The sequence below is a fragment of the Methylobacterium sp. CM6244 genome (genome assembly GCF_054817885.1).
The window spans coordinates 3,316,232-3,328,811 of record NZ_CM139247.1; the positions used below are offsets into that span (position 1 = coordinate 3,316,232).

Annotated in this window: 11 protein-coding genes; 5 read left to right on the plus strand and 6 right to left on the minus strand. The window is 65.7% G+C overall.

Going from position 1 to position 12,580, the window contains the following annotated elements; all coding sequences use genetic code 11:
* Positions 1-188 precede the first annotated feature (188 nt).
* Both ACYQML_RS15490 and ACYQML_RS15495 read right to left on the minus strand, forming a co-directional pair.
* Positions 189-812: a response regulator transcription factor gene (locus ACYQML_RS15490; protein ID WP_207413723.1), complete on the minus strand. Its 624-nt coding sequence runs from the start codon at positions 810-812 to the stop codon at positions 189-191.
* A 135-nt stretch (positions 813-947) separates the two neighbouring features.
* Entirely contained in the window at positions 948-2,345 is a 1,398-nt protein-coding gene (locus ACYQML_RS15495) for a sensor histidine kinase (protein WP_461233302.1), read from the minus strand.
* Positions 2,346-2,535: 190 nt separating this feature from the next.
* Between ACYQML_RS15495 and ACYQML_RS15500 the strand changes: the two genes are divergently transcribed.
* The gene (locus ACYQML_RS15500; RefSeq protein WP_461233303.1) at positions 2,536-3,432 is read left to right on the plus strand and encodes a helix-turn-helix domain-containing protein; all 897 of its coding nucleotides are present in this window, start codon (positions 2,536-2,538) and stop codon (positions 3,430-3,432) included.
* 66 nt (positions 3,433-3,498) lie between these two features.
* Here the strand turns inward: ACYQML_RS15500 and ACYQML_RS15505 are convergent, their stop codons facing one another.
* On the minus strand, positions 3,499-3,981 hold the full coding sequence (locus ACYQML_RS15505) for a hypothetical protein (RefSeq protein WP_461233304.1): 483 nt from the start codon (positions 3,979-3,981) through the stop codon (positions 3,499-3,501).
* Between ACYQML_RS15505 and ACYQML_RS15510 the strand changes: the two genes are divergently transcribed.
* Positions 3,958-4,545: a helix-turn-helix domain-containing protein gene (locus ACYQML_RS15510; RefSeq protein WP_461233305.1), complete on the plus strand. Its 588-nt coding sequence runs from the start codon at positions 3,958-3,960 to the stop codon at positions 4,543-4,545. The genes ACYQML_RS15505 and ACYQML_RS15510 overlap by 24 nt on opposite strands.
* A gap of 49 nt (positions 4,546-4,594) precedes the next feature.
* Here ACYQML_RS15510 and ACYQML_RS15515 read toward each other — a convergent pair whose 3' ends face one another.
* Both ACYQML_RS15515 and ACYQML_RS15520 read right to left on the minus strand, forming a co-directional pair.
* The gene (locus tag ACYQML_RS15515) at positions 4,595-4,855 is read right to left on the minus strand and encodes a DUF6894 family protein (RefSeq protein WP_056426362.1); all 261 of its coding nucleotides are present in this window, start codon (positions 4,853-4,855) and stop codon (positions 4,595-4,597) included.
* A gap of 1 nt (position 4,856) precedes the next feature.
* Positions 4,857-5,570, minus strand: coding sequence for a Crp/Fnr family transcriptional regulator (locus ACYQML_RS15520; RefSeq protein WP_461233306.1), 714 nt, complete (start codon positions 5,568-5,570; stop codon positions 4,857-4,859).
* 283 nt (positions 5,571-5,853) lie between these two features.
* Between ACYQML_RS15520 and ACYQML_RS15525 the strand changes: the two genes are divergently transcribed.
* From ACYQML_RS15525 to ACYQML_RS15535, 3 genes are all read left to right on the plus strand, one after another.
* Positions 5,854-7,002, plus strand: a complete 1,149-nt coding sequence (locus ACYQML_RS15525) for a helix-turn-helix domain-containing protein (RefSeq protein ID WP_424753507.1) — start codon at positions 5,854-5,856, stop codon at positions 7,000-7,002.
* A gap of 483 nt (positions 7,003-7,485) precedes the next feature.
* Complete coding sequence (locus tag ACYQML_RS15530; RefSeq protein WP_461233308.1) at positions 7,486-11,388, plus strand: chemotaxis protein CheB; 3,903 nt, start codon at positions 7,486-7,488, stop codon at positions 11,386-11,388.
* A gap of 2 nt (positions 11,389-11,390) precedes the next feature.
* Positions 11,391-11,567: a hypothetical protein gene (locus ACYQML_RS15535; RefSeq protein ID WP_461233309.1), complete on the plus strand. Its 177-nt coding sequence runs from the start codon at positions 11,391-11,393 to the stop codon at positions 11,565-11,567.
* A 65-nt stretch (positions 11,568-11,632) separates the two neighbouring features.
* Here ACYQML_RS15535 and ACYQML_RS15540 read toward each other — a convergent pair whose 3' ends face one another.
* Positions 11,633-12,526 carry a LysR family transcriptional regulator gene (locus ACYQML_RS15540; RefSeq protein ID WP_461233310.1) on the minus strand — a complete coding sequence of 298 codons (894 nt, stop codon included), beginning with the start codon at positions 12,524-12,526 and terminating at the stop codon, positions 11,633-11,635.
* Positions 12,527-12,580 lie beyond the last annotated feature (54 nt).

Sequence of the window (12,580 nt, forward strand, 5' to 3'; positions counted from 1 at the left end):
CAGAACGGAGCCGCTCGATGTCTTCGCCGCGGCCCTGAGTTCATGTCCAGATCTTAATCCGTTCAAGCAACCTGAATACTATACGGCAGATCATCCGATCGATGCGTTGGTTAAACCGTCTCATACGAAGGTTTCGGCTTGCACCGGCTCCGGCAGAACGGTGTTCACCGCCATAAGGGCTCGGCCGCTCAACGCTGGCGCGTGGCCACGATGCCGAGTTGATCCGCCATGCGGACGAGGTCGGCGAGGGACCGGGCCTGCATCTTCTCCATGACCCGCCTCTTGTGAACCTTGGCGGTGATCTCCGTGATGCCGAGATCGGCGGCGATCTGCTTGTTCATCAGCCCCCCGATGGCGCATCGCATCACGTCGTTTTCCCGTGGGGTCAGCGTGGAGAACCTGGCTGCGAGTTCGCCCTGTGCGCGCCGATCGGCGAGGGCGGCGGCATCGGCTTCGAGCGCCTTGCGGATCGCGGCGAGCAGCACGTCCGCGATGAAGGGCTTGGTCAGGAACTCGACGGCGCCGCCCCGCATGGCACGGACCGACATGGGGATCGTGCCATAGCCGGTCAGGAAGATGATCGGCACCGTATTGCCGTCCGCGCGCAACATTTCCTGGACGGCCAGTCCGCTCTGTTCGGCGAGCCGCACGTCGAGCAGGATACATTCGGGTGATTGACGCAGGAGCGAGCCCGACAATCCGCTCGGATCCGCGTGACCGACTGCTGCCAGCCCATCAGACATACAGAGGCGGACCAGCGCTTCACGCAGCACAGGGTCATCGTCGACGATATGAATGGTCGCTTCGGGCATTGGTCTCGCGGGCGCGAATACGCTCGTCTCATACACGAATTGCGTAGCGCCTCGACTGCAAGCTTCGCACCGACCCATAATTATCGTGCGCCGCACCGCAATCCCAGGGCGACCACCTCACCGCCTGAGAAAGGATCACGCATCGGAGATGGGGAGCGTGATGTGGAACGCGGCGCCTCCACCCGGCGCGGCATCGACACGGATGTCGCCCCCATGGGCATCGATGAGGTTGCGGCAGATCGCGAGGCCCATGCCCATGCCATTCGCTTTGGTCGAATGAAACGGCTCGAAGATCCGCGCGCGCCGCTCCTGCGCGATGCCGGGGCCCGTATCGCTGACGGTAACGGCGACGAAGGCGGCCTCGCGGCGGATGGCGACCAGGATATCCCGGCGTCCGGCGCTGTCCGTCATCGCCTGCGCCGCATTGAGGAGCAGGTTCACGAAGACCTGCTGGATCTGGATCGGATCGGCCGCGATGAGCGGGATCTCGCCGTCGGCGGCAATGTGGACCGTCGCGCCGTGGACACGGATCTCGCGCTCGATCAGCAGATTGGCGTCCCGCGCCGCCTGTAGCGGATCGACGGGGGTGAACAGGCGGGGCGCGTTGCCGAGATAGGATCGTGTGCGGGAGATCACGTCTCGGGCGCGGATCGCGGCGCCGACCACGTCGTCGAGGGCTGCGGACGCCGCCTCGACATCAGGCTGGGGCCGTTTCAACCAGCGCAGGGCGGCTTCGGCATTGGCGACGATCACCGCGAGCGGGGAATTGACCTCGTGGGCGATCGACGCGCTCAAAGCTCCCACCGTGGTGATCCGCGATGATCGTGCGAGCTCGCTATCGGCCACGGCGACGTTCGCCTGCGCCTGCTTGAACGCCGTGACATCGAGGGAGGTGACGATGATCTCGGCGAACCCGTCGAGATCCTGCGGCAGCATCGCGGTGAAGAGCGTGTCCCCCTCGCTTCCATCGGCCCGGACCACATGCGCTTCCGAGCGGAAGAACCGATCGCCGCGGCCGAACGCGACGAGCCACTGGACGAAGGTCTGGTCTGTCGAGGGCAGCAGCCGATCGAGCGGGCCGAGATAGGCGCTCTTGTCAGTGGCCCCCGTCTCCTCGAGGGTGAAGGCGTTCACGTCCGTGACGATCACCTTGGCACACAAAGCGCGGAGTTCGTCCGGACGGCTGGCGTAATAGCACTCGATATCGGTCACGCCCGCATGGCGCAGTTCCATGACCGCCCGGGCCGCCTCCGTCCAATCCTCGCGCCACATCGAGATCCCGGCCCGCTCGAAGATGGCAGCGAAGCGCGCCTCACTGCGTTCGGACGTGGCTCGCATTCGCGCGATGCTCAACATTGCGGCCGCAAGCGCCAGCGCCCCGCCCGCTCCGATGACGAAGGACGCCATCGTGGACGCCGCCCCGGCCGCCCAACCGGCGAGCCCCGCCAGGATGACGGGCGGGAGCGTCACTCCGGCGGCAAAGCCGAGCCCGGCGGGGTGCAGCTTCCGGCGACGGGCCGGACCGGCTCGCATCCAGGCGGGTGGGTCTCCCGAGGTCGGTCGATCCGCTCCGGGCGAGGCGGACGCCCGGCTCCGCCACCGCGAGAAGACCTGCCGCATTCGCTCGTCCGCCTGGCTTCGCCGCGATGTCGGGCACTGCTCGTCTGGTATCCGATACACCTGTATAATAGCCGAGTTCGCGCGCGGCTTGCACGTTGCCGGCATGGATTTTCACCGTCACGGCGCACACAAGTTCCCGAAAGCGGGTCTCTTCGCCTCCTCGGCGGGCCGGCAATGGAACGGCGTCGCCGCGGAGTTGCGGTCTCATCCGGCCGGCGACCTGCCCGCCATCGTCCCGACCCAGATGGAGATCACGCTCGCGGTCCGGCGCAGCCCCGATGCTCATGTCAGCCGCAAGGGCGCCGGGATTCGGCAGCGGACGCCGGTGGAGAGCGGAACGATCTGGCTCTGTCCCATCGGGGTCGGGGAGGACGACATCAACATCTCGGCACCCCTGGACGAGATCCTCCACATCTATCTGCCGGCGGAGCGTTTCGACCATCTCGCCGCCCTGTATGGCGACGCGCGCATCCGTGCCGATGCCGTGCGCTATCTCGCCGGCGTCGAGGATCCGTTGCTCGTCCAGATCGGCCTGTCGATCCATCAGGAACTGATCCGGGAAAGCTCGGCGGGCCGCATGATGGTCGAGGCTGCCGCCCTCGCCCTGACGGCCCGGATCGCGCAGGCCTACGGTCACGACCGACCGGAAACGCGAGCGCGCCCCGCCACGGACGCCGCATCCCCGGACCGGATCAACCGCGCCGTCGCCTTCATCCGCGACAATCTCGAACGGGACCTGTCCGTAGCCGAGATCGCCGCCGTGGCTTGTCTCAGCCCCTTCCACTTCACCCGCATGTTCAAGCGCGTCACCGGGAAAACGCCCTATGCCTTCGTCAGCGAAGAAAGACTGAAGCGCGCACGCCGATTACTGACCGAGCGTAAAATATCCCTGATCGACGTCGCCCTGTCCTCCGGGTTTTCCAGTCAGGGCTCGTTCAACACGGCATTCAAGCGCGCTGTCGGTCGGACACCCGGCGAGTATAGGCAGCATTATTCATAACCCCTCGCAATCCGGACAGCAGGATATGCGAAGTCCACGGCAATTCGGCGAAATACGAGAGCGGCTTCAGCGATTTAAGTGATCTCCATGGTGAATGGGGAAACAGACATGCACGTGACGCCTGTCCACGAACCGGCAAAGCAAGCTCTCGCGCGCCCGGCCCCGGCATCCGCCCGCCCTCGCGCAAGGCAGCATTTTCGTTTCGAGCGAACTCCATGCGATCCGGTTGGCCCATCGAGAATTCGGCTCGGCGACTGGTCCGAGGGGGCCATCGTGCTGATGTCCGGGGACGGCGTCGCAAGCGCGGTCCGGATCGACCGGGTCGATGCGCTCGTTCTCCAGATCCGGCTCGACGAGCCACCGACGCCATGGAACCACGTCGCGCTCCGGGACCGTGCGGATGGTCAGCCACAGATAGAACTGCGCGCAGGTGAGGCGATCCTTCATGACCTGCGTCAGCCCCGCCTGTTGCGGGCACCGGCGCGAACCCTCCAGATCGGGCTCGATCGCCAGATCCTGACGCAGGTGGCCGAGGATCTGAACATCCACGATGCCGATCCCGTCGAGGAATTCCTACCGGTCTACGGAATGGTGCTGGCGGACCCCGCCTTGTATCATCTCGCCGTCAGTGTCGGAGAAACCCTGGATCGGGGCGATCGCTGGGCCGGGGCCATCCGCCGCCAGTTGACCCATGCGGTGGCGGCCCATCTCCTGGGAACCTATACGCGGCTCAAACCCGCGCCCGAGACCGTTCGCGGCGGCCTGGCTCCCTGGCAGCTTCGTCGCGCTCAGGACCGGATCCGTGCCGATCTCGCCCAGGCCATCGACCTCCGGGCGGTCTCGGAATCCTGCGGCCTGTCTGTCAGCCACTTCGCGCGCGCCTTTCGCCAATCCACCGGCATCGCGCCCCATTCCTGGTTGACGGGGGAGCGCATCGCCCGCGCCAAGGTCATGATGCGGAGGAAGGATCGGACGCTGGCCGACATCGTCCTGGCCTGCGGCTTCGCCGATCAGAGCCACTTCACGCGCGCCTTCGCAAAAAACCAGGGCACGACTCCGGGACGCTGGCGTCGCCTGATGGAACCGGAGGCGCGGCACGCCACGATGCCGTGACCGCCGGAGCCCAAGGGGTTACCTCAGGGCATCCTGGGGACGGCGCCGTTCAATCTTCGTCATCGTCCTCCGGAACGATGTCGCTGAACGGCACGGTCAGCACGCGGCGCGCATTCGCGTCCTCGACCTCGAAGGAGCAGGCGAACCAATCCCGCACGGCAAACGAGCGAGATCCAGCGACCAGCTCGCGGGCACATTGCAACGCATGCTGGCGCGCGGCGTCCAGATCGGCCAGTTCATCTCCCTCCGGATCGACTGCCAGCTTGCCGAGGCCCGCACCATAGCGAAGGTTGAAGAAGTACCGGGGCATGTCAGGCGCCTTCGATCAGGCGGGCATATTCGGCCTCGGGCGTGCCGTAGCTGCCATTGGCCATCTCCTCCAAGAGCTCCCGATCCAGCACGGTGATGCGCCCGCGCCGAGCCCGGATACGACCGGCCCCTTCGAGCTGCTGCATGGCCAGGGTGACGCCTGAGCGCCGCACGCCCAGCATCATCGACAGGAACTCGTGCTTGAGCAGCAGTTCATCGCCTTCTGCACGATCGTGGCACATGAGCAGCCAGCGTGCGAGGCGCACCTCGATCTCAAAGGTGGCGTTGACGATCGCCGTCTGCCGCACCTGGATCATCTCGGTCAGAACGTAGCGGAGGAGCAGCTTGCGGAGGGTCGGGCTCTCGTCCACCGCCGCGCTGACGATCCCGGCGCGGATCGACAAGGCGTGACCCGCCATCTGCACGAAGTGCCGGTAGGGGACACGGTCCGAGCCGAGCAGCACATGCGACGCACCGACCAGGCCCTCTCGGCCGATGATCCCGATCTCGACCCGGCCGTTGGTACCGTCGGCCGTAATCGAACCGAGACCACTCTCCAGGAAGTACAGGTACTCGGTTCGGATATTGGCTTCGATCAGCGTCTGATCGACCAGCAAGTCAACGGGTTCCAGATGAGGCTGAAGCCGGGCGAAATCCTCACCGGTCATGACCTTCAGCAGGCGATTGCGCACGGCAGATTGCTGGATGTGAGCCATGGGCCCTTGCCTCCTCGTCGGAGCAAGAGCTCGGCGTCTCTTAGCCGCCTACGCTCGGACATCGTTGCAGGCGATCGCTAAGTCATGGCACGGATAACAGATTATCTCAATAACATTTGGCAAACTGTCATAGATTAACCGAAACTGACCAGCATATCCGACGTAAGTTCGATACCGCACCGGACGCTTTGTTTTATTTACTGTCAATTCAGATCATGTTTAAACCTGGGTATACGATTTTGCCCGTCAGATGACAGGTGGCCTTTATTTTTGGAGCCCGGACATGGACCTTGCAGCCCGACAACCGACGGTGCTCCTAGCCGAACCGGATTTTCTCATAGCGGAGGACCTCAGCGACGCTCTAATGGGGGCGGGCTACCGCGTGCTGGGGCCATTCGCGACGACGCCCGAGGCACTGGCCGCCATCGACCTGGCCAGTCCCGCCCTCGCGGTGGTGGACGTCAAGCTCAGGGACGGCTTCTGCACCGTATTGGGCCGCGAATTGCGCCAACGCAGAATTCCCATCCTCGTCCATTCGGGTTTCCAGCAGGACGAGCCTCGTGCCTCGGACTTCCAGAACCTGCCCTGGCTGACCAAACCGGCTCTGCCCAACGATATCATCGCGCTGCTGGACAGCCTCGCCAAAGCGCCCCCACCGATGAGCGCCGAGGTCGTGACGCCTATTCGGAGGCTTCAACCGGTCGAGGGCCGGAGCAACCCCTTCATCCGCAAGCTGGAGGGGTTCGTGACGCTCTCCCAGGCCGACCGGGAGATCCTGGAACGGATCAGCGCCAATCCTCGCCCCATCGCGCCGCATACCGATTTCGTCCGGGCGGGCGACCCACCGGATGGCGTCCATCTCGTGATGAGTGGGATCGCCTGCCGCTACAAGCAGCGCTCCAGCGGCGCCCGCCAGATCACCGCCTATCTCGTGCCCGGCGACACCTGCGATCTCGATGTGGCGCTCATGAACCGCATGGATCACACCCTCGCCACGCTCTCCGCCTGCGAGGTGGTGCGGATCCCGGTGACTGTCGTGAAGGATCTCATGGAGCATCATCCGGCCATCGCGCGAGCCTTGCGCATGGCGAGCCTCGTGGATGAGGCGACCCTGCACGAGTGGCTGGTCAATGTCGGTCAGCGAACGGCGCTGGAGCGGATCGCCCATCTGTTCTGCGAACTGATCACCCGCTTTCAGGCCGCGGGTGTCGGAACCAACCAAAGCTGCGACCTGCCCGTCACACAGAACCAGCTCGCGGATACGACGGGAATGACCACCGTCCACGTCAACCGTTCGCTACAGGAGCTTCGACGGCGCGGGCTGATCGAGCTCAAGGGCCGGACCCTGAGGATCCTCGACTGGCCGCGCCTGAAGCGTCTCGCCGAATTCGATGCGGACTATCTGCATCTCGGCGAGCGGTCCGCCGCATAAGAGTTCGGCAGAGTTCGGCGTCTGCGAAGCGCCGACGCAACCCGCCTCGACGGTCCGGTATCGGTCGAGCCGCCCTCCCTCCGCAGACGCGGACGCCTTCCTCGCTGAGAGCAGGGTTCTCGCCGCGAAGCCCCCGGTCCGTAGACCGGGGGCGATATGGTGCTCTCACGACCCTCCGCCGCCGGGCCTGCTTTGGGCCCGCTCGCCCCTGCCTGCGAGCCACGTCCGCCCTGATCATCGAAGATCATCCGGCCCATGTGCTCATCGGTTCCGGCCGGATAGCGGGCGCTCGGTTCCATCGAGGCTCCCTCCTCGCAAGGGTTCGGGCCCGTGGACGCCCCAACGTGGACGACCCGACGCGGTGCAGGACGGGCCGGCGAGCCGGTTTTTCACCGGTGTGGGGAAAACAGAAGCGGACTCGACCGTTGGGTATCTGCCCGAGTTCTCGCTAAGAGATCGGTCAGCCGCCACGGATAGGGCCACATGTACGACCCCGAATCTCACGCATTTCCCTCTCCGAAATTCGTACCCGTTTGCGCCATCGGCGCCTCGGCGGGCGGCATCGCGGCGCTGCAGGGCCTGTTCCGGCAACTCCCGCCGGATCTCGGCCTCGCCTACGTCGTCATTCTTCACCTCGCACCCGACCACCCGAGCATGCTCGCCGACATCCTGTCGGGCTGCACCCGGATGCCCGTCAACCAGATCCAGGACAGGCCGACCCTCAAGCCCAATTGCGTCTACGTGATCCCGCCCGACCGCGAACTCGTCATCGATGGCGACAGCGTCACGGCACGGGAGTTCAGCGAGCCGCGCGGCCGGCGCTCGCCCATCGACATGTTCTTCCGCTCCGTCGCCGCCGCCCGTGGCGATGGCATCGCCATCATCCTGTCGGGCGCCGGCGCCGATGGGTCGGTGGGTATCCAAGCCATCAGGGAGGGCGGGGGCGTCGTCATGGTGCAGGAGCCGGCGGAAGCAAGCTTCGCCTCCATGCCGCAGAACGCCATCGCCACGGGGACGGCCGATTTCGTCGCGCCGCTCGCCCGCCTGGCCGAGCGCGTGGTGGAGTTGGCCCATAGCAAGGAGGCCGTCCGCTCTCTCGACATGGACGCCAGCGCCAACGAGCTTCGGCGCATCGTGGCGTTCCTTCGCGCCCGCCTGGGCCACGATTTTTCAGGCTACAAGCGGGCCACCGTGATGCGGCGCGTGATCCGACGCATGCAAGTCTGCCGCACGGATACGCTCGCGGACTATGCCAATCACCTTCTGGCCACTCCCGAGGAGGCGAAAGAACTCTTCACCGATCTTCTGATCTCGGTGACGCAATTCTTCCGCGATCCGCAGGCTTTCGAGGCCTTGAGGCACCAGACGATCCGACCGCTCTTCGACGATCTCGGGCCCGAAAAGGGGGAGAACCTCCGCGCCTGGGTCGTGGGTTGTGCCACCGGAGAGGAGGCGTACAGCCTCGCGATCCTGCTGCATGAGGAGGCTGCGCGGCGGAAGCTCCATCCGCAGATCCAGATCTTCGCCACGGATCTGGATGATACCGCGCTCGGGATCGCGCGGGAGGGGCGCTACCCGCGCTCGATCGAGGCCGACGTCTCCAATGAGCGCCTCACTCAGTTCTTCGTCGACGAAGGCTCGCATTACCGTGTGCGCAAGGAGCTGCGCGACAGCGTCATGTTCGCCACGCACAGCGTCATCAAGGAGCCGCCCTTCATGCGGCTCGATCTCATCACCTGCCGCAACCTCCTGATCTACCTCGAGCGCAGCCTGCAGCAGCAGCTCTGCGCGATCTTCCATTACGGCCTCAAGCCGGGACGCTACCTGTTCTTGGGGTCGGCCGAGACCGTGGACGCGGCAACGGATCAGTTCGCCCCCCTGGACCGGGAAGCGCGCATCTACTGCTCCCGGCCGAATGCGGCCCGCACGCTGCCGATCTTGCCGCAATTCGCCGTGCCCGAACGGCTCATGCCGATGAATCACGCTGCTCCCGCGCGCAACGAGAGTGGGGACAGGTCGGCCACGCTGCACCTGTCCGCTCTGGAACAGAGCGCGCCCGCGAGCGTGCTCGTCGACGACGTTCAGCACATCCTGCACCTCTCGGCGAATGCGGGGCGCTTCCTCCTCCACTCGGCCGGGCCGGTCTCCAACCAACTCCCCACGGTGGTGCGGCCGGAGCTGCGGCTCGATCTCAGGCTGGCGCTGACCCGCGCCCTCGACCAGAAAGAACCGACGCTCACCCATCCGACCGTGGTCGCGTTCGACAGCGAGCGGCGCAGGATCGCCATGCACGTCGTCCCCGTTCCCAGCGAGGCGCATATGGGGACGCGCGCGCTCGTGTTCTTCCTGGATGGCGGCCGCGTGCGCGGCGATGACACGTCAGAGGCCGCAACCGACACCCAGCCCGACGAGGTTCGCCGCCTTCATGCCGAGTTGAGGGCGGCCCAGGAAGCCCTGATCGCCAGCCGAAGCGGGCACGAAGCGTCGATCCAGGATCTTCGTGCCACCAACGAGGAGCTGCAATCGATCAACGAGGAGTATCGCTCGACGGCAGAGGAGCTCGAGACCTCGAAAGAGGAGCTCCAATCGATCAACGAGGAGCTTCACACCGTCAATGCCGAGATGAAGAGCAAGCTGGCCAGCATCTCGGTGGCGCATAGCGACTTGCAAAATCTCACCTACGCGACGGAAATCGGCACTTTGTTCCTCGATGCCAACCTGCGCATCAAGATGTTCACGCCACCCATCGCGGAACTCTTCAACATCACGAAAGCAGATATCGGGCGTACGATCACCGATTTCACGCACCGCCTGGAGTATGACGGGATCGAGGCGGATACCAACCGGGTGCTGAAGGACCTCGTGCCGGTGGAGAACGAGGTCCGCAGCCGGGCCGGGCAATGGTTCATGATGCGCCTCAGACCCTACCGCACCGTGGAGGATCGCATCGACGGCACCGTCATGACCTTCGTCGACATTACCGCGCGTCGCAAAGCCGAGGCGGCACAGAGCCGCTCGGAACAGCAGTTGCGGGCGCTCGTACAGGCCAGTTCGCAGGTACTCTACCGAATGAGTCCGGCCTGGGACATGATGCACGAACTCTCCGGGGGAGGGTTCCTGTCCGATACGGACGATCCCGACCAGAGCTGGCTCACCCGGTACATCCCGGAAGAAGATCAGGCGCAGGTCCGTGCCGAGATCGAGGCGGCCAACGCCGCGAAGCGTTCCTTCGACCTGGAGCACCGGGTCCGACGTCTCGACGGCACTGTGGGATGGACGCATTCGCGGGCCATCCCGGTCTTCGACGGCGACGGCAACATCATCGAATGGTTCGGCTCGGCGACGGATGTCACCACGCGCAAACGCGCCGAGGATGCCCTGCGTGAGAGCGAGGCCCGCCAGCGCGCGTTGATCGAGGGCGTCCCACAGCTGGTCTGGCGGGCGGTCGATGGCGGCCAATGGACCTGGGCCAGCCCGCAATGGGGCGCCTATACGGGGCAGTCCGAGGCGGACAGCCTCGGTCACGGCTGGATCGCCGCTCTCCACCCTGACGACCGTGATGAGACCCTCGCGCGCTGGGAGGAGGCGGAGCGTTTGGGCACGCTCGTGGTCAATTATCGGATCCGCAATGCGGCGGAGGACCGTTATTCCTGGTTCCAGACGCGCGCGACCCCGGTCCATGACGAAAGGGGGAGGATCGTCGAGTGGCTCGGCACCTCCACCGATGTGGACGACCTGCGCACCTACCAGGAACGCCAGAAGGTCATGGTCGCCGAATTGCAGCACCGCACCCGGAACCTGCTCGGCGTGGTCCGGTCCATCGCTGGACAGACGCTGCGCTCCAGCGAGACGCTCGAGGATTTCGAGGTGGCCTTCACGAACCGGCTGTCCGCGCTCTCGCGTGTGCAAGGCGTTCTATCCCGCGCGGATAACGAGCCGATCACCATGGACGCGGTGCTCCGTGCGGAGCTCGACGCCCTCGGCGCCGCCAACATGCCCGAGCGCGTCCTGTTGTCGGGTCCGAAGGTACGCCTGCGCAAACGCACGGTGGAAATCTTCGCGCTGGCCTTGCACGAACTCGCCACGAATGCCCGCAAATACGGGGCGCTCACCACCGAGGCGGGCCGCCTGGAGGTGACGTGGCGGACCTATGCGGGCGAGGAAGGCGAGCGCCTCGTGTTGGAGTGGCGGGAGACCGGGCTCGAACATGTGCTGGAGGAAGAGGGTCCGATCGCGAAGGCCGGCGGCTACGGCCGCGAATTGATCGAGCGGGCATTGCCCTACGTCATGCAGGCACGCACCACCTACGACCTCTCCTCGACGGACCTGCACTGCACCATCGATTTGCCACTCATCGATCATGCCCAGGCACAAGATCTGGGGTGACGATGGAATCGAGCCCCTGGGCAAGCCGCGTGATCCTCGTGGTCGAGGACGAGTATGCCCGGGTCGATGCGTTGCGCCGTGACTGCGAGGGAGCCGGCTTACCGGCACGCTTCGCGGATGTGGTCAGGATCGAAGCGCCGGTCGAGCCTGAGAAGATCGCCGAAGCGCTCATCCGCTGAAGCATTCGGCATGGGCGCCGGATGACAGACCGTCGGGCTCCGTCGCCGGGGCAGGGGCCTCGCTGCTATCCATCGATATGCGCCGCGAGCTCATCGGCGGTCCCTATCGGGAAGGCCTCCTTCAGATGGACGAGGAAGGCGGAGACGCGTGCGCTCAGCAGCCGTCGCGACGGGTAGAGCGTCCAGAGGGCGATCTCCGGCCGGTCGAGATCGCCCCAGAGAACCATCCTGCCGGCCGCCAGATCGCGGCTGACGAGCGAGATCGGCAGGCGTCCGGCGCCGAGCCCGGCGCGGACCGCATCGCGGACCATCATGAGCGATGACAGGCCGAGCACCGGATCGACGGTGACGCTCGACTTACCGCCGGACGATCGCATGTCCCAGGTCAGCGGTCCTCCGATCGGACCGCGGATGACACCGGGCACGGTCGCCCCTTCTCCCGGCCGGTCCAGGCCCGGGCTCGCCACGACCACTAGCCGGTCCCGCAAGAAGATACGGCCGACCAGAGTCTCGTCCGGCTCCGGGTTGACCCGGATCGCCAGGTCGTAGCCCTCTTCCACCATATCGACGGCCCGGTCCTCCGTGGTGATCTCCAGCCGGATGTCGGGATATTTCAACCCGAAATCGACCGCGAGCCTGCCCATCGCGGTCTGTGAGAACAGCACGGGCGCGCTGATGCGCAAGCGTCCGCGGGGCCTGTCTCCGCCCGTGGCGATGGCCGACGCCGCTTCGTCGAGTTCGGTGAGCAGCACCCGCGTCCGCTCGTAGAGGGCGCGGCCTTCCTCCGTCAGCTTCAGGCTGCGCGCGCCCCGTTCGAACAGGCGCAGGGCGAGGCTGGCCTCCAGCTCCCCGACCCGGCGGGACAGGGTCGCCTTCGGGCGTCCAGAAGCGCGGGCAGCCCGGCCGAACCCCCCGTGCCGGGCGACGAGGTTGAAATCGGCGAGGGCGAGGAGGTCCATACGTTCCACCTGTGAGACGGACCGTCCTAACAGACAGTCTATCGAACCACGAGT